This is a genomic window from Streptococcus sp. DD13, from assembly GCF_001578875.1.
Taxonomy (GTDB): domain Bacteria; phylum Bacillota; class Bacilli; order Lactobacillales; family Streptococcaceae; genus Streptococcus.
In genome coordinates this window covers 999,604-1,018,058 of record NZ_KQ969506.1, presented here as the reverse complement: position 1 = coordinate 1,018,058, position 18,455 = coordinate 999,604, and the positions used below count along the sequence as shown (strand labels likewise).

The 18,455-nt window shown below is 43.6% G+C and carries 22 protein-coding genes; 18 read left to right on the top strand and 4 right to left on the bottom strand.

Annotated elements, in window-relative coordinates; all coding sequences use genetic code 11:
- From STRDD13_RS04775 to STRDD13_RS04760, 4 genes are all read left to right on the top strand, one after another.
- Positions 1 to 908, top strand: a 908-nt coding sequence (locus STRDD13_RS04775) for an AAA family ATPase (RefSeq protein ID WP_156471276.1), incomplete at its 5' end; no start/stop codon positions are given.
- Positions 909 to 1,159: 251 nt separating this feature from the next.
- Positions 1,160 to 1,915: a class I SAM-dependent methyltransferase gene (locus STRDD13_RS04770; RefSeq protein WP_067102560.1), complete on the top strand. Its 756-nt coding sequence runs from the start codon at positions 1,160 to 1,162 to the stop codon at positions 1,913 to 1,915.
- An 11-nt stretch (positions 1,916 to 1,926) separates the two neighbouring features.
- Positions 1,927 to 2,277: a cupin domain-containing protein gene (locus STRDD13_RS04765; RefSeq protein ID WP_067102557.1), complete on the top strand. Its 351-nt coding sequence runs from the start codon at positions 1,927 to 1,929 to the stop codon at positions 2,275 to 2,277.
- On the top strand, positions 2,267 to 2,575 hold the full coding sequence (locus tag STRDD13_RS04760; protein WP_067102555.1) for a cupin domain-containing protein: 309 nt from the start codon (positions 2,267 to 2,269) through the stop codon (positions 2,573 to 2,575). Before STRDD13_RS04765 ends, STRDD13_RS04760 begins: the two co-directional genes overlap by 11 nt.
- A 280-nt stretch (positions 2,576 to 2,855) precedes the next feature.
- Here STRDD13_RS04760 and STRDD13_RS04755 read toward each other — a convergent pair whose 3' ends face one another.
- The 4 genes from STRDD13_RS04755 to STRDD13_RS04740 all read right to left on the bottom strand — a co-directional run bounded on the left by STRDD13_RS04755 (position 2,856) and on the right by STRDD13_RS04740 (position 6,475).
- Positions 2,856 to 3,635 carry an FAD:protein FMN transferase gene (locus tag STRDD13_RS04755; protein WP_197457156.1) on the bottom strand — a complete coding sequence of 260 codons (780 nt, stop codon included), beginning with the start codon at positions 3,633 to 3,635 and terminating at the stop codon, positions 2,856 to 2,858.
- Positions 3,628 to 4,116, bottom strand: coding sequence for an FMN-binding protein (locus STRDD13_RS04750; RefSeq protein WP_067102549.1), 489 nt, complete (start codon positions 4,114 to 4,116; stop codon positions 3,628 to 3,630). The genes STRDD13_RS04755 and STRDD13_RS04750 overlap by 8 nt, the downstream gene beginning before the upstream one ends.
- 40 nt (positions 4,117 to 4,156) lie before the next feature.
- The gene (locus STRDD13_RS04745; RefSeq protein ID WP_067102546.1) at positions 4,157 to 5,353 is read right to left on the bottom strand and encodes a ferredoxin reductase family protein; all 1,197 of its coding nucleotides are present in this window, start codon (positions 5,351 to 5,353) and stop codon (positions 4,157 to 4,159) included.
- Between the two features lie 276 nt (positions 5,354 to 5,629).
- Positions 5,630 to 6,475 carry a VOC family protein gene (locus STRDD13_RS04740; RefSeq protein WP_067102544.1) on the bottom strand — a complete coding sequence of 282 codons (846 nt, stop codon included), beginning with the start codon at positions 6,473 to 6,475 and terminating at the stop codon, positions 5,630 to 5,632.
- 604 nt (positions 6,476 to 7,079) lie between these two features.
- Here STRDD13_RS04740 and STRDD13_RS04735 point away from each other — a divergent pair.
- The 14 genes from STRDD13_RS04735 (at position 7,080) to STRDD13_RS04675 (ending at position 18,413) form a co-directional block, all read left to right on the top strand.
- Positions 7,080 to 7,796 (top strand): YebC/PmpR family DNA-binding transcriptional regulator, encoded by a 717-nt coding sequence (locus STRDD13_RS04735; protein ID WP_067102541.1) that lies wholly within the window; start codon positions 7,080 to 7,082, stop codon positions 7,794 to 7,796.
- Between the two features lie 220 nt (positions 7,797 to 8,016).
- Positions 8,017 to 9,582: an ABC transporter substrate-binding protein gene (locus tag STRDD13_RS04730; RefSeq protein WP_067102538.1), complete on the top strand. Its 1,566-nt coding sequence runs from the start codon at positions 8,017 to 8,019 to the stop codon at positions 9,580 to 9,582.
- 123 nt (positions 9,583 to 9,705) lie between these two features.
- Positions 9,706 to 10,659 carry an ABC transporter permease gene (locus STRDD13_RS04725; RefSeq protein WP_067102535.1) on the top strand — a complete coding sequence of 318 codons (954 nt, stop codon included), beginning with the start codon at positions 9,706 to 9,708 and terminating at the stop codon, positions 10,657 to 10,659.
- A complete protein-coding gene (locus tag STRDD13_RS04720) occupies positions 10,659 to 11,486 on the top strand; it encodes an ABC transporter permease (RefSeq protein WP_067102533.1) in 828 nt (275 codons plus the stop codon). Before STRDD13_RS04725 ends, STRDD13_RS04720 begins: the two co-directional genes overlap by 1 nt.
- The gene (locus STRDD13_RS04715) at positions 11,486 to 12,358 is read left to right on the top strand and encodes an ABC transporter ATP-binding protein (protein ID WP_067102530.1); all 873 of its coding nucleotides are present in this window, start codon (positions 11,486 to 11,488) and stop codon (positions 12,356 to 12,358) included. The genes STRDD13_RS04720 and STRDD13_RS04715 overlap by 1 nt, the downstream gene beginning before the upstream one ends.
- A complete protein-coding gene (locus STRDD13_RS04710; protein ID WP_067102527.1) occupies positions 12,345 to 13,238 on the top strand; it encodes an ATP-binding cassette domain-containing protein in 894 nt (297 codons plus the stop codon). Before STRDD13_RS04715 ends, STRDD13_RS04710 begins: the two co-directional genes overlap by 14 nt.
- A gap of 260 nt (positions 13,239 to 13,498) precedes the next feature.
- Positions 13,499 to 13,648 carry a DUF4176 domain-containing protein gene (locus STRDD13_RS08980; protein ID WP_269450100.1) on the top strand — a complete coding sequence of 50 codons (150 nt, stop codon included), beginning with the start codon at positions 13,499 to 13,501 and terminating at the stop codon, positions 13,646 to 13,648.
- 205 nt (positions 13,649 to 13,853) lie between these two features.
- On the top strand, positions 13,854 to 14,510 hold the full coding sequence (locus tag STRDD13_RS04705) for a glycine zipper family protein (protein ID WP_067102524.1): 657 nt from the start codon (positions 13,854 to 13,856) through the stop codon (positions 14,508 to 14,510).
- The gene (locus STRDD13_RS04700; protein ID WP_067102521.1) at positions 14,492 to 15,196 is read left to right on the top strand and encodes a hypothetical protein; all 705 of its coding nucleotides are present in this window, start codon (positions 14,492 to 14,494) and stop codon (positions 15,194 to 15,196) included. Before STRDD13_RS04705 ends, STRDD13_RS04700 begins: the two co-directional genes overlap by 19 nt.
- Positions 15,186 to 15,491: a DUF4176 domain-containing protein gene (locus STRDD13_RS04695; protein ID WP_067102519.1), complete on the top strand. Its 306-nt coding sequence runs from the start codon at positions 15,186 to 15,188 to the stop codon at positions 15,489 to 15,491. The genes STRDD13_RS04700 and STRDD13_RS04695 overlap by 11 nt, the downstream gene beginning before the upstream one ends.
- A gap of 235 nt (positions 15,492 to 15,726) precedes the next feature.
- Positions 15,727 to 17,034: a T7SS effector LXG polymorphic toxin gene (locus STRDD13_RS08255; protein WP_082781179.1), complete on the top strand. Its 1,308-nt coding sequence runs from the start codon at positions 15,727 to 15,729 to the stop codon at positions 17,032 to 17,034.
- Positions 17,028 to 17,405, top strand: coding sequence for an LSm family protein (locus tag STRDD13_RS04685; RefSeq protein ID WP_067102516.1), 378 nt, complete (start codon positions 17,028 to 17,030; stop codon positions 17,403 to 17,405). The genes STRDD13_RS08255 and STRDD13_RS04685 overlap by 7 nt, the downstream gene beginning before the upstream one ends.
- A 121-nt stretch (positions 17,406 to 17,526) precedes the next feature.
- On the top strand, positions 17,527 to 17,745 hold the full coding sequence (locus STRDD13_RS04680) for a hypothetical protein (protein WP_156471245.1): 219 nt from the start codon (positions 17,527 to 17,529) through the stop codon (positions 17,743 to 17,745).
- 113 nt (positions 17,746 to 17,858) lie between these two features.
- A complete protein-coding gene (locus STRDD13_RS04675) occupies positions 17,859 to 18,413 on the top strand; it encodes a hypothetical protein (protein WP_067102511.1) in 555 nt (184 codons plus the stop codon).
- The last annotated feature ends 42 nt before the right edge of the window (positions 18,414 to 18,455 follow it).

The following is an 18,455-nucleotide window of genomic DNA, read 5'->3' as shown; positions in this document are numbered from 1 at the left end:
GCTTAAAAGGTCTCAAAGATCGTCTGGAAGCCAAGGTCATCGGTCAAAACGTTGCGGTTGAAGCGGTGTCCAAGGCCATCCGTCGCAATCGGGCCGGCTTTGACGATGGCAATCGCCCAATCGGTAGCTTCCTCTTTGTCGGACCGACTGGTGTCGGAAAGACTGAGTTGGCCAAACAACTCGCTATTGATCTCTTTGGCAACAAGGATGCCATCATCCGTCTAGATATGTCCGAGTACAGCGACCGGACCGCGGTGTCCAAGCTGATCGGGACGACAGCTGGCTATGTGGGCTACGATGACAATTCCCATACTTTGACTGAGCGTGTTCGTCGCAATCCTTACTCGATTGTCCTTCTGGACGAGATTGAAAAGGCAGATCCACAGGTCATCACCCTGCTCTTGCAAGTGCTGGATGATGGGCACTTGACAGATGGTCAAGGCAATGTCGTCAACTTCAAAAATACTATTATCATCGCGACCTCCAATGCCGGATTTGGCTACGCTACTGGAGAGACAGAAGATGAAGGAGACAACGTGGCGATCATGGATCGGATTGCTCCCTACTTCCGACCAGAGTTTCTCAACCGCTTTAATGGGGTCATCGAGTTTAAGCACTTGGACAAGGAGGACCTAAAAGCCATCGTGGACTTGATGCTCGATCAGGTCAACCAAACCTTGAGCAAAAAGGATATCCATCTGGAAGTGACTGAAGGGGCCAAAGATCTCCTCATGGAAGAAGGCTACGACAAGGCCATGGGGGCTCGCCCACTCCGTCGGGTGATCGAAAGCCAAATCCGAGATAAGGTGACAGATTTCTACCTAGACCACATTGAGGCTAAGCAACTTCAGGCAGATGTGGTTGACGGGGACATTGTCATCCGTGAAAAACGCTCAGAAGAAAACTAATTCAGTCCCAATCCTCTAGGTGTTCAAATCCTCAACAGTGTCTGTTGGGGATTTTTCTTTTAGAAAGAAGGGAAACCAGCTAGGGAGTGGGGCTTGTATCAGATGGGTCCTCTTGTTCTATTCAAGCTTGGTGGAGTGTGTCAGTAAAAGTCTCTAAGTTAAAGGATATCGAAAACTCATATTTTCTGAGTTTTATCTGAAAATTATGATAAAATATAGAGAAAACACTTTCACACAAAAGGAGACTTGATATGGCCAAAAAAGAAGTAGGACATAATTTCCTTGCTAAGTTAGGGAAAAAACGCTTACGTCCTGGAGGGATCACGGCAACCAACTGGCTGATTGAACACGGACGCTTTTCCAAGGAGAGTCAGGTTCTAGAAGTAGCCTGTAACATGTGTACCACCTCTATCGAGTTGGCCCAGACTTATGGTTGCCACATTACAGGCGTTGATATGGATTCCAAGGCTTTGGACAAGGCTCGGCGCAATATCACAGAGGCTGGTCTAGAGGACTTGATCCAGGTGCAGCAGGGCAATGCAATGAAGCTTCCTTTTCCAGATAACTCCTTTGATATCGTCATCAACGAAGCCATGCTGACGATGCTAAGAGGGGAGGCTAAGTCGAAAGCTATCCAAGAATATCTTCGTGTGCTCAAGCCTGGTGGCCGTCTCCTGACCCATGATGTCTCCTATGAAGCAGAGCATATGGAAGAAAAACTATCCCAACTGAGCCAGACCATCCATGTCAACGTGGAGCCCCTTCACGTAGACAAGTGGCAGGAGCTGTTTCGCACCAATGGATTTTCAAAGGTGACAGCCCAATATGGGAAGATGACCCTCATGTCGACTAGGGGGATGATTAAGGATGAGGGCTTGTGGGGGACTTGTAAGATCCTCTACAATGGCTTTAAACGTGAAAATCGTCAGCAATTCACGAAAATGTACACGTTTTTTAACAAAACAGGAAAAGACTTGCGCTATATCGCTGTCTGCTCAGTCAAATAAAGGAGATAAGGATGGTTTATATTGAAAAACTTGATCAGGCAAGGGTACTGGACTTGAAAAAGCTGGTTCCAATTGAAGAAGAGCAAATGCTCTCTAAAACCTTGGTGCAACGAAGAGATCTTGGGATGACCATCTTTTCACTGGATAAAGACCAAGAAATCGGTCGGCACACCTCTCCAGGAGACGCCATGGTCAATGTCTTGTCAGGTGTTGCCAAGATTACGATTGATCAGAACGAATATCTAGTCCATGCTGGAGAGACCATCGTGATGCCAGCCAATGTCCCTCATGCGCTCTATGCGCAAAAAGCCTTTCAGATGCTACTGGTTGTCGTAAAACCGGAGGTAGACCATGAAGGCTGAACTCAAGCAGTTGGTTACCTACCATGAGGAGCAAATCGTCAGCCGATCCCTGTCAAAAAGACTAGGGATCATCTCCTCTGTGACCCTCTATGCCATGGATCAGAAGGAAAGTATCAGCAAGGAAACCAGTCCTCAGCCCAAACTCCTTCAAGTATTGGAAGGCCGGCTAGCAGTCACGCTGGAGGAAGGGACTGTGGAGATCTTAGAGACTGGGGAACTCCTCAGTATCGCTGCTCAGCAACTTCACTCCCTAAACGCCATCACTCCTTGTAAATTCCTCCAAATTGAATTGCCGTGATTTTTTAATAGGGCTCTCTCTTATTGGGACCTTTGCGTTGGGAGGGAAATCGGTCACGAAAGAGGAGAAGCAGATCCTTTCTATTCTTTCTTCATAAACCAAAAGAGAGTGGGACAGCAATCGGTCATTCGCTAGAAGTCGATTTCGTCGTCCCATCTCCGCATGGTTGAGTCGGGCTGTAAAAGCGGATGAAATCGGCCTAGTAGAGCCCACTCAACCACTGTGTCTTGCTCGACAATCTAAAAACAATTGAGAGGCTAGGACTTTTGTCCCAGCCTCTTTAGCGGTTCTGTATCTCGAATAATTGACCATTTTGATAGACCAAGACCTGGGATTTGGTGATGAGAAGGGCGGTTAGCGCTTCGTCTTGGATGAGCTGGTGGGCTTTCTCTTGGCCTGCCGAAAAGAGGGCCGTCGCCCAACTATCAGCCCAGGCTAGGCTTGGTGCTAGCACCGTGACTTGTAGTAAGTCATCCTTTCCCCGGATGCTCAAGTGGTGTCCTCGCTTAGCGAGACCTGAAGTTGCTATTCCCCCATCTGTCAGGGGATAAATCGCAATGAGTTCTTGGAGATCATCTGGATTTTCAATGCCAATTTGCCAGTTAAAGTCGACTCCCTCTCTAACCTTGACCTGCATGTCCCCAGCCCCATTAAAGGAGACTGCAAGAATTTCAGAGTAGCGAAGGAGAGGTTGCAGAACTTGGCGGAAAATCTTCTCGACAATCCAGCCTTTGACAAACCCAGTTGGGTCATACTTGCCCTGGAAATAGGGATCGAAGTGACCAAGGCTTCGCTTTTTGAGGGCGACTACCTGAGCATAAACTTCTTGAAACTCTGGGTCAAAGATCGGACTTTGATCTCCAACTTGGAAATGAGATACCAGGGAGGAAGAGCGAAAAGGTGAAAATTTGTCTTCCAGTCTATTCAGTTCTGCTTGGACTTGCGGGGTTAACTCCGCAAGTTTTCGTTGGGCCAGAGCTGGATCGGAGGTTGCGATGCTAATGGTAAAGGGCATGGTCATAGCCTGCAAGGTCTTGGAAACAAGTTGTGGACTAGGCATTGGCTTGGTTGATCGCATCTTGCAGGGACCCAGTAAATCCTTTAAAAGCCTCACTAGCACCCGAGATCAGCTGGACATCCGCTGATTGCTTGCTGATGGCCTCTTTTGTATAGACAGGGAGAGCATCGGCATTGATTTGTTGCGAGCGGGCATTTTCTGTCGGATACTCGAGGACATCAATCGTAGAGATTTGGCCATTTGCAACAGTGATTTGGACCTGATAGTCCCCTCGATCGGTAGCGGTGACTGCTCCGGTATAGGTGCCGTTTTTCAGTCCTGTCGTACTTGAACTTTCGCTTCCTGTCTGGCTGGTCTCGCTGCTGGTTGTCGGAGTAGATTCAGATCCAGCAGAGGCTGAGATCGTAGATGGGCTCGTTTGATTGCTTGCCTTAAGGTTATTGGCGATTAGGAGGATGGCATTGGCTGCTACAGCTGTAAAGGCTGCCCCTCCCAAAAGTAAGTTTTGCGTATTTTTTTTCATGGATGCGTGTTAGAAGGGCGTATCCCTTGCTCCTTTCTTTTTATCTAAAGCTAAAGCCCTCATAGACCAGCTCCGCTTTTGGATTTTTCTCTTCAAAGGTTTTGGCAAATAGGTTCATCATGACAACCGGTCCGCACATAAAGACAGTCGTGTCATCCGCTAGGTCGTAGTCGTCAAAGCTTAGAAAACCATCCACCTGGCTGTCCTTGAGGGTCAAGTGGAGGTTGGGGTTTCGCTCAGCATAAGCTCGGAGTTCCTCTAGATAAACCGCGTTTTCAGCCCCTGTGTAGGCATAGAAGAAGTCAACTTGCTTGTCCAAGTTGGGGTTTTCACGCAGATAAGAGATGAAGGGGGTGATTCCAATCCCACCAGCGATCCAGACCTGCTTGTCTCGGCCTTCTTCTAGAATCATGTGTCCATATGCCCGGTCGATCTTGACCTTGTCACCGACTTTCAGGTCCCGATAGATCTGACCCGTATAGTCTCCAGCCCCTTTGATAGTGAAATAGACGGTCTTCCCTTGTCCGCCTGAGATAGAGAAGGGATGGGGGGCATGTTCAAACCCTTTTGTCAATATTTTGAGAAAGGCAAACTGACCAAACTGGTAGTCAAAGTCCTTGTTTAAGTGAATCTTGACTTCTGTCGTGTCGTAGTTGAGATGGCGGATCCCTGCGACCCGTCCATAATAACCAAAGCCAAACTCCTGGTAAAGGAAAATCATATAAAAACCAGACCAAAGTCCCAAGAGTGCAAAGACGTTGACAACCAAGGCCAAAAGGCTAATCCCCATCAGACTGACGGGACTGAGCAAGTAGGCGTGGATGAGACCAAGGATGTAAGCGACATACACTAAGCGGTGAATGGTTCGCCAGATTTCGTATTTGAGCTTGTGTCCGAGATAGGCCACTCCGATAATGGAGAGAAAGAGAATGATTGAGACTTCTCCGATGACGCCGGCTGTGCTGGATCCAGAAATCCCCATCATATACTGGTGGAAGATCAAAAAGACGATGGAAAAGACAGCTAAGACCTTATGGTAGAAATACATGGTTTCAATTCCGTGGAACCATTTTTCAAGGAGACGAGCGCGTGTTGCCATCATAAAGGTTAAAGAAAGGGTTGTAAGGGCGATGCCAGCCCCAGTATAAGGACTAGTGGCACTGTTTGTGGCCCAAGCAAATGCAGTGATGAGGATGCTGATGAGAATAAAAGCGATCCCTGGAAGTTGTTTTTTCATAAAAAATCCTTACTAGTTAGTGTTATTTTATAAGAAACTATTGTAGCAGAGGGAGACTAAATTCGTCAAGAAAAGAGCTTGTATCAAAGATGGATGACCATCAGAAGTCGCCGGATGACTGAGGGAGCTACTTGAATAGAAAAACACCCCTCAACCTTTGGTCAATCGGTCAGATGGTTGGGGGGTTCTTGTCAGAATCTTGTCAGAAACCGTCATTAAGTGAATGGATACTTGAGAATGGGTACAAGGTGATGTTAAAACGAAATTTCCCGGGGATTAGATCCCTACTCTGGTCTCGATGCCCTGTGCATCTCTGATGGCCATCAAGTTAGAGTGAATCCATGAGACAGAAGCGCCACGAGTCTGTGCGTTTTTAAAATGGTGCAACAAAGTTTCTTTATCTGGGACTTGGATCAGGTAGTAGGCTAGACCCAGCATGTTGGGGGTGCGGTTGAGCTGTTGTTTTCCAGCCCACTCATTGACGGCTAGATGATGGTGATAGTTGCCCTGGGCCAACCAACTCCCAGTTGCGACGGAGAATTTATCCTCTAGCAAGAGGACATCTTGGTAAAACTGACGAGAAATCTTGCTATCTTTCACCTGAAGGTGGACATGTCCCATGCGACTACCTGCAGGAAGGTGATAAGGGTCCAAGAGCTGGGCATTTTGGTAGAGACTCTCTCCATCTAGCTCCTCTGTAACCCCGACGATGCGACCGTCTTCTCGAATATCCCAGTCTAGGACGGGTTTATCCCGATACAGTTCGATCCCATTTCCTTCAAAATCTTCTAGATAAAGGGCTTCGCTGTAGCCGTGATCTGCCCCTCCCACCATCGGGATTTTTAGTTCGATGATGCGTTTGAGGATATCGGATAGGTCTTGCCGACTAGGGAGCAATATAGCCATGTGGTAAAGGCCATAGCTCGCCTTGACAGGAGTCGTGTCTGACGCATGAAAGAGTTCAACAAGGGGTTCTTCCTGGGTTCCAAGGAGTACATGCTCTTTGCTTTCTTCAAGAAGGGTCATGCCCAGCACATCTCGATAAAAGAGCAGAGCTTTCTGCATATCTGCTACGTTAAGAGCGACTTGTTTGAGGTAAAGATTGGATTCATAAGGGTACATAAGGGTCTCCTTTTCTAAGGGATAGGGTGTCAAGGTTGAAGCTCACAAAAACTGTTAAACGTGTATGCAGGATACAAGTTCGAAAGCAGTGAAATTCAGAATCTATAGTGTTGAAATCGATGTAACATAAAACATTACAACAAGAAGTGTATCACTTGAGAAATGGAATGTCAAGGAAGACAACTCAGGAGACCGTTCACCCCTGTATCCCAGTCTGAACGAGAGAATAGATACAGTAGACGAATCCCCTCCATGCGTGTAGATCATGTAAAGATAGAGAAGGGAAATGTTGAAGAGTGGCGCTAACGGATCAGGATATTCAGGAGTTGCAAGAAGCTAAAGGAAGTAAATTCTCAAAAGAGACCAGGGAAGTTTTAAAAATCAGTCGAGAAGATTCCTCTGATTGGCCGTAAAAGGGAGGAAGCGAGGCGAAACTACCAGCGACAAGTCGAGCTGGAATACCGGAAAGACGCTAAAAAGTAAGACAGGCTGAGGCAAGTGGCTAAGCTCCCTAAGTCGTCTTTACGAAATGTAGGGGAAGTGCTATAATAGTAGGGATATTGATGAAAATCAAAATACTAGAGCATGTATAAAGGAGATTCCCATGGGACGTAAGTGGGCCAATATTGTTGCAAAAAAAACCGCCAAAGATGGCGCGAACTCGAAAGTGTATGCCAAGTTCGGTGTCGAAATTTATGTAGCTGCGAAAAAAGGGGATCCAGATCCAGAGTCCAACTCAGCCTTGAAATTTGTCATTGACCGTGCGAAGCAAGCACAGGTTCCAAAGCATGTTATTGATAAGGCCTTGGACAAGGCGAAAGGAAACACAGATGAGACCTTTACGGATGGACGTTACGAAGGATTTGGACCAAACGGTTCTATGTTGATCGTGGATACCCTCACGTCAAATGTCAATCGGACAGCGGCGAATGTCCGCGCGGCCTTCGGGAAAAACGGTGGCAATATGGGAGCTAGCGGTTCAGTCTCCTACCTCTTTGATAACAAAGGGGTGATCGTCTTTGCAGGTGAGGATGCGGACAGTATTTTCGAATTACTGCTTGAAGCGGATGTCGATGTGGATGATGTGGAAGTCGAAGACGGTAGTGTCACAGTTTACACCGCCCCAACGGACCTGCATAAAGCGCTTCTCGCCCTACGGGAGTCTGGCATTGAAGAATTCCAAGTGACGGAGCTTGAGATGATCCCTCAAGCAGAGGTTTCGTTGACAGGAGAAGACTTGGAAATCTTTGAAAAATTGTACGGCGTCTTAGAAGATGACGAAGACGTGCAAAAAATCTATACAAACGTAGATGGATTCTAAACCATCTAGCGACGGAGTGGACCACTCGGTCGCTTTTTTTATGAAGGCGTAGCAAAATTCTGCAATTCTTTGACATTCGTGGTAGGATAAGAAAGTTGTCAGTTCAACCAAGGTGGGATAGATAGTTTTTTTAAAAGAGGCTATAAAAGACATATATTAGTCAGCTTGGATGAAAATTGATATGATAGACCCACGATGAAAAAGAAAAAGGAGTTTAGCGATGAAAAAGAAAAAGTGGTTACTTGGCTTTCTGTCACTAGCAGCAGTGGCGACCTTGGCAGCATGTGGTGGGGGCTCTTCCTCAAGCAGCTCATCCAGCAATGCCTCAAATGATACGTTTACCTATGCTATCAATAGCAATCCAGAGTCCACCAATCCGATTAACACCAGTGACCGGTGGGGATTGACCTTGACCAACTATATTTATTCCCCGCTCTTACGAGTCAATCCAGATGGCTCTTACAAGAATGAGCTAGCAGAAGGTTATGAGATTGCTTCAGACGGCTTGAGCATCACAGTCAAATTGCGCCAAGATGTCAAATGGTCAGATGGGGAAAAGTTCACTGCGGACGATGTGATCTTTACCTATCAAAAGAAAGCCGATAAGGCCAATGGAAATGCGACGCATCTGTATATCAATGACAAGCCTGTCAAATTTGAAAAAGTGGATGACTATACCGTGCGTTTTGTCCTCCCAGAAGTGAGTGCCCCTGCCTTAGATAATATCGTAACAGAAACCTACATCCTTCCAGAGCATGCTTATAAAAATGTCAAGGACTTTTCAGGGAAAGAATTGGATGTAACACCTGTGGGAACGGGACCTTACAAGTTTGTTGAGTACAAAAATGGAGAATACATCCGTCTAGAAGCGAATGAAAATTACTATGGTGGAGCTCCAAAGATCAAGAATTTTATCTTGCGCATCATCAGCAATCCTGAAACGACTAAAACGGCTCTTCAAACAGGAGAAGTGGATGCTTCTTACATCCTGCCAACCGACATCAAGGACTACGATAAGAGCAGTATCGACACCTATGCGTATACGGAAAACCGTGTCGGATACATGGGCTTGAACACCGCTTCAGACGAATTGAAAGACGTCCGTGTCCGTCAAGCCATCTTATATGCTTTGGACAAAAATGAAATGAACAAGGCGGCTTATGTGGATAGCGACTATTTTGAAACGCCGTATTCCTTCCTACCTGTAGCCAATCCATATCGGACAGACCAGGTCGAAAAATACGAACAAAACTTGGATCGTTCGCGTCAGTTGTTAAAAGAAGCGGGAGTTAACAACCTGAAATTGTCTATCGGCTATACCTCAAGTGATGCCGCACAAAGTCTTCAAGCAACCCTCATTCAAGAACAACTGAAAAAAGTTGGGATTGACGTCGAATTGCAAGGTGGAGATGCGAGTGCTGTTTCAACCGAAATCCGTAAGGACAAACCAAAATACAACCTCTTTTTGAATGGCTATATCATGGGAAATGATCCTGATCAGTATGCCCGCTTGTTCACCACAGGAGGCAAGTCCAACTACTTTAAGTTGAAATCAGCTACAGTGGATAACCTCTTTAAACAAGGTGCAGTCGAATTGAATACTGAAAAACGGAAAGAAATTTACAACACCTTGCAAAGTGAGATTGCAAAAGAAGCAGTCATCTACCCAATCGTGGACAATAAAAAGGTATTGGCAGTGAACAAACGGATCACTGGTGTAGAGGATGCAAAACTAGTACCGATTTACACATTTGAAGACCCATCTAAGTTATCAATCGCAAAATAAGGATAAGGCAGACAAAAACAGCTATTTGCTGGTCTTGCAACCATCCCTGTGACCAGATAGGATGAGTATAATCGCCAGAGGCTTGGGATCTCCCCGGCCTCTTAGGTTTTTGGAGGATAAACATTGGCTAAATACATCTTTAAGCGAATCCTACAAGCAATCCCCTTGCTTCTCGTGATTTCGTTTATCGTTTTTACCTTGATTCACCTAGCTCCTTTTGATATGGTGGATTCGATCACAACCCCGAATATGGACCAGGAGCAGATTGATTTTATGCGCCATCAATATGGCCTAGATCAGCCTTTCTTGGTGCAATATTTCTTGTGGTTGCGTAATCTTTTGACAGGAAATTTCGGAAATTCTCTCAACGGGCAAAGCATTTTGGCGGCTCTATCAGAACGAATTCCCAATACGGTTTCCTTGGTCTTGCCAGCTTACCTGACTTCCTTGGTCTTAGCGATCGTGCTTGGCCTGCTTGCGGCCTCGCAACGAGGAAAATGGTTGGACCGCTTGATTGACGGAATCGCCTCTGTCGGGATTGCGATTCCTGCGTTTTGGTTTGGGATTGTTTTGATGACGGTCTTTTCGAGACAGTTGGGATGGTTCCCAGTGATGGGGATGCATACCCTCGGTCGGGAAAATGATTTTGGAGACTTTCTCAGTCATTTCATTCTGCCTTATTTAACCTTAATCTCAGCCTTTATGCCAGAGTTGCTTCGCTTTGTACGTTCGTCAGCCATCGTGGAGATTGACAAGGACTATGTGACCGTACAGGAGGCCTTTCAAGCTAAGCGACCAAGTATCTTCTTTAAGCATGTCTCACGGAATGTCTTGATTCCCATTGTGACCCAAATTGGACTTGCGCTCCCTATGCTGGTCACAGGGGCCTTAATCACTGAAAATGTCTTTAATTGGCCGGGTGTTGGGACCTATCTACGCGAAGCGACGAGTCGCCTAGACTACCCTGTCATTATGGCGGTGATGTTGATGTCGGCGACCCTGGTGATTCTCGGGAATCTTTTGTCAGATGTATTGTATTCGATTGTCGACCCACGGATTGGAAAGGGGGAAAACTAATGTTTGTCAAACGAATTTTGGAAGTCGCGAGGCGTTCCCCTCTTTTTCTCTTTTCGATTGGTTTTTTAGGGCTGGTCATCTTGATTGCGGCCATCGCCCCCCTTCTTCCCTTGGACCAGGTGACAACCAATGTCTCTGAGATTTATCAGGCACCAAGTGCTGCCCATATCTTTGGGACGGATAAGCTTGGGCGCGATTACTTGTCCCGCTTGATTTATGGTGGGCAAGTCTCTCTATTGGTCGGTGTCTTGGCTATGATGACCTCTGTTGCGATCGGGACGGTTGTAGGGGTCACTGCAGGTTATTTCGGTGGCTGGATTGATGCGGTTCTCATGCGAATTGTGGATATTCTCTCTTCTATTCCCTGGTTGGTCTTGGTCATTGTGCTGAGTGTCTTTTTAAAGCCAGGCTTATCTACGATTATCATTGTCATTGGGTGTTTTTCTTGGATGCGAATTGCCCGGCTCTTACGGGCTGAGACCTTATCGGCCAAGGTCAATGATTACGTCAGCTATGCCCAGTTTATGGGGATTGGCTCTTTTACCATCATCCGAAAGCACATCTTGCCGTCTGTCTTACCAACCTTAATCGTTGCTGCGACGACGAGCATCTCTTCTGCCATCATGACTGAATCGGCCCTCTCCTTTCTAGGACTCGGGATCAATGAACCCATGGCTTCGTGGGGGAGTCTCTTACAGGATGCCCAGACTTTGAGTCAACGTCTCCCTATGATGGCAATTCTACCCGGTTTGTTGATTGTCTTGACCATTTATTCCTTTAACAATGTCGGAGAACTCATCAAGGATAGTCTACAGGAGGAAGTCTAATGACAGATACAAGCATTCGGATTCGCAATTTACAGATTGTCCGAAAAAGACGCAGACAAGCGGATGTTCCTCTTGTCAAGGGAGTGGATCTCGATATCCCTAAAGGCAAAATCGTAGGTATCGTAGGGGAGTCAGGGAGTGGGAAGAGTCTGACCATGAAGAGTGTCTTGTCCATCCTGCCAAAGGAGCTGGAAGTCTCCTATGAACAATTGGATGTAAATGGTCAGGCAGCTAAGGACTGGGATCGCCTCCCTGTCTCTATGATCTTTCAAGACCCGATGACGTCTTTAAATCCCTTGCGAAAAATTGGCTATCACTTGCAGGAAATCGTCGAGCGCTTTCACCCAGATCTGTCTCGCAAGGAGCAAGAAGAGATGATGGAGGAGATGATCGGAAAAGTAGGGATTGACCGACCGAAAGAACGTCTCAATCAATACCCTTTTGAATTTTCGGGGGGGATGCGACAGCGGATCATGATTGCTATGGCCCTCTTAGCAAATCCCGAAGTTCTCATCGCAGATGAGCCGACTACGGCTCTTGATGTGACGATTCAGGCCCAAATTTTGGCCCTAGTCAAGGATCTCCAAGCCAATTTGGGGTTGACAGTAGTAATTGTCAGCCACGATTTCGGTGTGATTGCAGGTTTATGTGATGAAGTCAAGGTGATGCGAGATGGGCTTTTTGTAGAGGAAGGGACTGTCGAAGATATCTTTTACCATGCAGCGCACCCTTACACCCAAGAGCTCTTAGCTGCAGCCCAGCTAAAAGGGACAGATACCACGACCATTGCAGTGGATCAAGCAGATGAGACGGAGTTAGTGGCCCTATCCCATAGCCACCGTGTTAGGAGGAAAAAGCATGAGTCAGTCTAAACAGGAAGAATACATCCGGGTAGATCAGGTCAGCAAGGTCTATTCGAAGCGAAATTGGCGGGGGCAAACAACAGAAACGGTCGCCGTCGATGACCTTTCTCTCTCGATTTACAAAGGAGAAACCTTGGGACTCGTCGGAGAGTCAGGAAGTGGGAAGTCTACCTTGGCTCGCCTGATCCTAGGACTAGAAAAACCGAGTCAAGGAAAGGTGACCTATCTGGAGGGAGTGACAGATGGCAAGAGGCTTCAAATCATCTACCAAGACCCTTTTTCAGCACTCAATCCTAGCATGACAGCTCTTGAAATTGTCAAAGAACCTCTCTTTAACTGGTCCAAGGACAAGGCAGAAGAAGCTGCGATTCAAATTTTGGAGCGGGTTGGCATTACAGGAGACGATATCTATAAGCGACCACGGTCCTTCTCAGGAGGACAACGGCAACGGATCGGGATTGCCCGAGCTGTGGTGAGCCATCCAGACTTTATCGTTTGTGATGAGCCGACCTCTGCCCTAGATGTCTCCATTCAGGCACAGATCTTGAACATCCTCAAGGAATTGCAGGAGGAGTTAGGTCTGTCTTATCTCTTTATCTCTCATGATTTGTCTGTGGTCCGTCACATTTCAGACCGGATCGCAGTGATGTATCATGGTCACCTAGTCGAAGTAGCACCGGCAGACCATTTATTTGATCATCCCCAGCATGCCTATACCAAGTATCTACTGGCTGCCAAAATGGACTTAGACCCCGTCCAAGCTCGTGAAAAACTTGGTCAACTCTCCACCTACAATCAAGAATTTCACTTTAGCCCATCGGATGAGTGGGTAATGGTTGGAGAGGATCACTACGTCCGTCGCTCAACAGCTCTAGCAGATAAGAAGTAAGTTAAGGATGGTAAAAGATCGTCATCCTACAATTTGTTTATAGATAAAGGGTGTCAGCAAGGAGATTTGCAACAAACAAAATCAGTTTCATCGGCTTTTATTTTCATGGACATCCTATATAAAGAGAGATAAGAGCGGTAGGTTATGAAGAAAAAGAAATAATTTTTAGGAACAGGTCAAAAATCCTGTATCAGCCTTTGCCAAATAATGTGAAAAAGAGTAGAATAAAGGTATATAGTTGTTAATAAACCAACAATCAAATGGGTTCCGTAGCAACTCTAAAAAATGGTGATGGTACTGAAGTGATGATTGTGTCACGTGCTAGTGTGATTGAAGTGGATGATGGGAAAGGTGGAGCTAAAAGTGTCTATTTTGACTATGGTTCAGTAGTTATTCCGAACGGGATGTAGACACCAGATAATCTATTCTTTTTCAACAGAGAAAATGTTAAAGAGGTTCTATTTGAGGGATATAGAAATGAAGATGAGAAGGCTTTTGAAGAGCATTACGATACATGGATGAAGTCAGCAGAAGTTTCAAAAGGATCTATTTAAATAATGATATGAGAAGAATCGCTATAATATAGCGATTTTTTAGGGCTCTTTATCAACTGTAGTGGGTGGGGAAATTGCAAATGGAAAATGGAGTATCGGCACATTAGATATATATATAGGTTTCCAATATGCTCGTGCTGTGTTTAGAAAGTCAAGAAATAATCCTGTTAGTTTTCTTAACGGTACTGTTTTTTCTCGTGGTGGAGCTCAAATTTCTGATTTTAAAATATTGGGTAAATCGCTCTTTAAGAATGAAAGTAAATTGGGTAAATTTTTTAGTAAATTTCCGTCTTATGAACATGGTACAATTAATCGTGATTTAAATATGATGAGTGAGAATGCTAGTTCATTTTCTGCAATGACTAAGGTTGGAAAATTCTTTAAAATTGCAGGCTGGGCTGGAACCGCTATAGATGTAGCTTCCAATATTTCGGAATTGAAATCGAAAGGTTTCAGTAACGAACAAACAGCGGCAATCACAGCTCGGAGAACAGCTGTTGATATGGCAAGTTCGGCTGTTGGATCGAATTTAGGTAGACTAGCGGGAGCAGCTATAGGTCAAGTTATTTGTCCTATTCCTGATGTAGGAGCAGCATTAGGAGCTGTGGCTGGTTCAATAATTGGCTCTGCTGTGGGTAGTTGGGCTGGAAGTGCTATAAATAAAGAACTAGATCAGAATATTAAACCTAAAAAGAAAGGATGGAGCTGGCCATGGTAAAAAAAATAAGATTGTTATTTGCTGTGGATAATGGTATGGGCACTAATTTAAAAGGAACAGGTTTAGCTGCAGAGTACTATCCTTTTTCAAGAGATATTGTTTGGAGAAAGCTAGATAAGGAAAGCATAGGGAATCACCAAAACATAGCTAAGAAAATTAGCAGATTAACTTGGATGTCTTCGCCATTATTGATTGTCCCGATTATGGCTTTTATCGCTGGTTATTCTGATAATTACATTGTTCCTCAAAAAGAGTTCGGTTTTTTTTCTTTTCTATTGCCGATGATCTTAGGAATTTGGTTTTTTATACTTTTTGAACTATGGATGGTTTCAATTAGAAATACTTATCCTTTGATTGAAGCTCCTAGTAGTACTGTCCAGAAAGAATATTTTGAAGTTATACACGATATAACTTTAAAACATAATGATGTTTTGAAACAGATAAAAACACCTTATCTTGCAAACATCTTAGTAGTTTTGTTTATTGTCTTTGCAGTTATTCCTTTTGTTTATTGGTTTTATTTTATGCCAAGTACAATTATAGAGTTTATAATAAAATTAGTTGTACTTGCTATACTACTTTCTTTGGTTCCAAATATTATATGGAATGGCATAGTCAAAACTGTTATAAATAATAAAATTTTAGATAAATTAAATTATGAATTGGAGAATGGAAATGGAAAATAATAACCCTATTTTACCAATTGGTTCGGTTGTCATAACTAAAGAGGGGACTATTCCTTTAATGATTGTAAGTAGGGCAGCTTTATTCCGGAATGATAATGGACAAGTCGGTTACTTTGATTATTCAGCAGTACCTTATCCATCAGGTATAACTGATGGCGAGGAATTCGCATTTTTTAATAGAGAAGATGTTGAGTCTATTATTTATGTTGGTTATATTAATTCTGATGAACAACTGTTTTCTGAGAATTATGATAAGTTGGTTTCAGAATCTGGATATCAACGATTAAATTTATAGAAAAATTCTAGTAATAGAATTATCATATTGAATTGACTATGTTGTTTTTATAAGTTCTTATTAGGTGGAAAAAAATCGCTAGATAGTTGTGTGTCTTAAACTAGATTATTTCTAATTTAAGGCTTTCATTTCTCTGAAGCGATTTTTTCTTGATTTCACTTTGTTTGTGTTATAATAAGAGGTTCAGGATCAAAAGACTGCCTTATCTACCTCACAAACCTCACTTTCAAATCAAATCGAAACAGCAAAGTCCTCATTTGTGAATTTGGTCAATTCGGAAAGTCTTAAAGGAGACGTCAAATCAGCCATTAATGCCAAGATTAGCAATCATCAGATTCCACTCTTGACGAATTTTTCCAACGCCTTGTCAGTCCTTTCTGCTCAATATGACAAAACGATTGAACAGTTTCAGACGACAGTATCCGAAACTGCAACAGATGCAATTATTGATACGGATTATTTACAAGGGCTTTTAGATGGCTTTTCGAGCATAGAGACCAATATTAGTACGGTGAATCAAGCAACTGCAAATATTTATAGCTCGATCTCTGATATTATCAGTCTGACGAATCCAGATGCTAGTACCATTACAAGCCCTTTATCAGAAGGTAAAACCATTCTAACAGATACCAAAACCAATATGGAAAGCTTCAATGGTTGGAAGCGGGGAGATGAGTATAGTAAGGTACTGCAGTCGCAAACTCAAACGTTAGAAAGTCTTTCTACTATGGCGGGTCTTTCATTTACTGATGCAGAAGCCAAGGCGTTCTATAGTAGCCAAGATTTCTTAAAAGCAGTTAAGAAAATTTCCTCCAAAGCAAATGGCTCAACACCAGTAGAACTGTTAGGATTGGTCTCTAAGGTAATCAATAAAGATCTTGGGAAGAACAACATATCTAAAAAAAATAAAAGTTCTTCTACTGGGAATAAATTTTTAACAGAACAAGCTCAGAAGGCCCCAGGAGATTTTGTAAAAGAGGTTGCTCTAAATAAAGTAGGGGATGGGATTGAAAAGAAAATAACTGAGAAAGCTACTAAAAAAGCTACAGAAAAAAGTGCTGAGATATTTGCAAACCGCTACTCAACAGTGCTTTCTAATGGGAAAATCATGGGTAAGGTACCTGGGGCTACGCGTGCAGCGCAAAAAGCTTCGGAAACGGCTATAACATCTACCGCAAAAAATATAGGAGAGGCATTAAGTACTGGAGTAGGTATGTTAGCCGGTGTGGGGATTGATATGTTAAGCGGTGATTCGGCAGAAGTAGCTTGGGGTAGACAAGTAACCACTACATTGGGAACTATGGCTGTTACTACTGGAATTGAAGTAGGATCTGCTTATCTAGCTGGTGTTGGAGTCTTGGCGAATCCTGTTGGTCTTGGTGTAGTAGCTACTGTAGGCATCGGTATGGCTGTTGGGTTTGCAAATGAATGGGCACGCGAGACTTTTCCAGAATTTAAAAAAGCACAGGACGAAATCGGGAAGCAAGTTGTAACGGGGTGGAATAATTTAGTCAATGGTGTGAAAGGTTTGTTCTCATGGTAGACTTCAAAGTTTTAAAAGGTTATCCATATAATATTAGTTTGAATAAGCATAAATTGTTAAATGGATGGTTTCTTCTGATTACGGAAGACAATCAAGAATATTTAGTAAGAAGGAATTATAGTTTGACTTCTAGAAGATTGTATTCTGTTTATCAAACGGATAATTCGTTGAAGGATTATATATTTTCAGAAAAACGAAAAGATCACAACAATGGACGAGGTTTATTCTTAGCAATTGTTATTCCAGCTCTGCTGAGACTACTTACTCCATTGGAATTATGGTTCGGTTCGACTAATCGAAAAGGGGACCTTATAGAAGGTGCTTTAAATATACTAATCTTTATGATTGTTTTTTCTTGGTGGTTTTCCTAGTTTCGTTCATACGATTTATAGTTTTAAAAACCTTTCTAAAAAAAAGAGGGGAGACTTTAAAGTATAAAGGAAAAATTAAGGCGAATACACCCTTAAGTATAGGTCGGAATGGAGTTGGTTTTTGGTAATGGTAAATCAGAAAGTTTCTAAAATAATTGCCTACGTAATGATAGTAGTAGTTTTTGTTCTACCTTTTGTAGTTTTTGCTTTTTTCGTTGAATTTAGATTGTTTGCTCTTATTCCACCTGCTATTTTAATTTCACTCTTTTATAATGGGGTTAGGGTTAAAGGTGAGGAACAAGCAGTTGAATTTCATTATCTGGAAGAAACCAAAGATTAAGACATTTGGAAGTCTTGCATATTTAATTTTCTAAACAAAAATTTGCTGAAATAGAAGAGTTATAGAATTTAAATAAGTATCTTATGGTTCCCTTTATATAGAAGGAGTATGGTATGGTTTTTGCTACCTTATTTATTATTTTAATGTTTGTCATTCTTGTTTTCGTTGTAGGGATTGTTTATTGGGCTATCAGTTATGCTCAGAAAAGCAATAAGGAGTATCAGGCTTTTGCTTCATTGCATGGTTACCAATTTGATCGAGCACAGGGGAATGACTATTACAAAGATTATTCGAAGAAGAAGATGGATCAGGATCGGACCACCACTCCTTTCCAAAGTCCCTTTGTTGAAAAATATGCCAACTTTACGCACTATCCCTTTGGCCGTGGTCATGAGCGAAAAGTAGCCTATGTGATCTCAGGTGCCTACAAGGACTGGGAATTTAGAGCTTTTACCTATCACTTTGTGGGTAATACCATGGAGCAAACTGAGCCTGGTGGAGTCTTCAGTGTGGTCATGATTGAGTGTCCTCAGTCACCGCAGGTCCAGCTGCCCGAGCAAGTCTTTTATGAGAATGGTATTTTGTGCGCCTACCAGCACGAAAATCTCAATGTAGAAACCCTTCATGATCGGATCGAAAAATTAGGAGAGCTGGCAAAAGCCTTGTAGGATGAGCTGTCAGTAAGAAAAGTCACATCTTCAGTTCCTTAG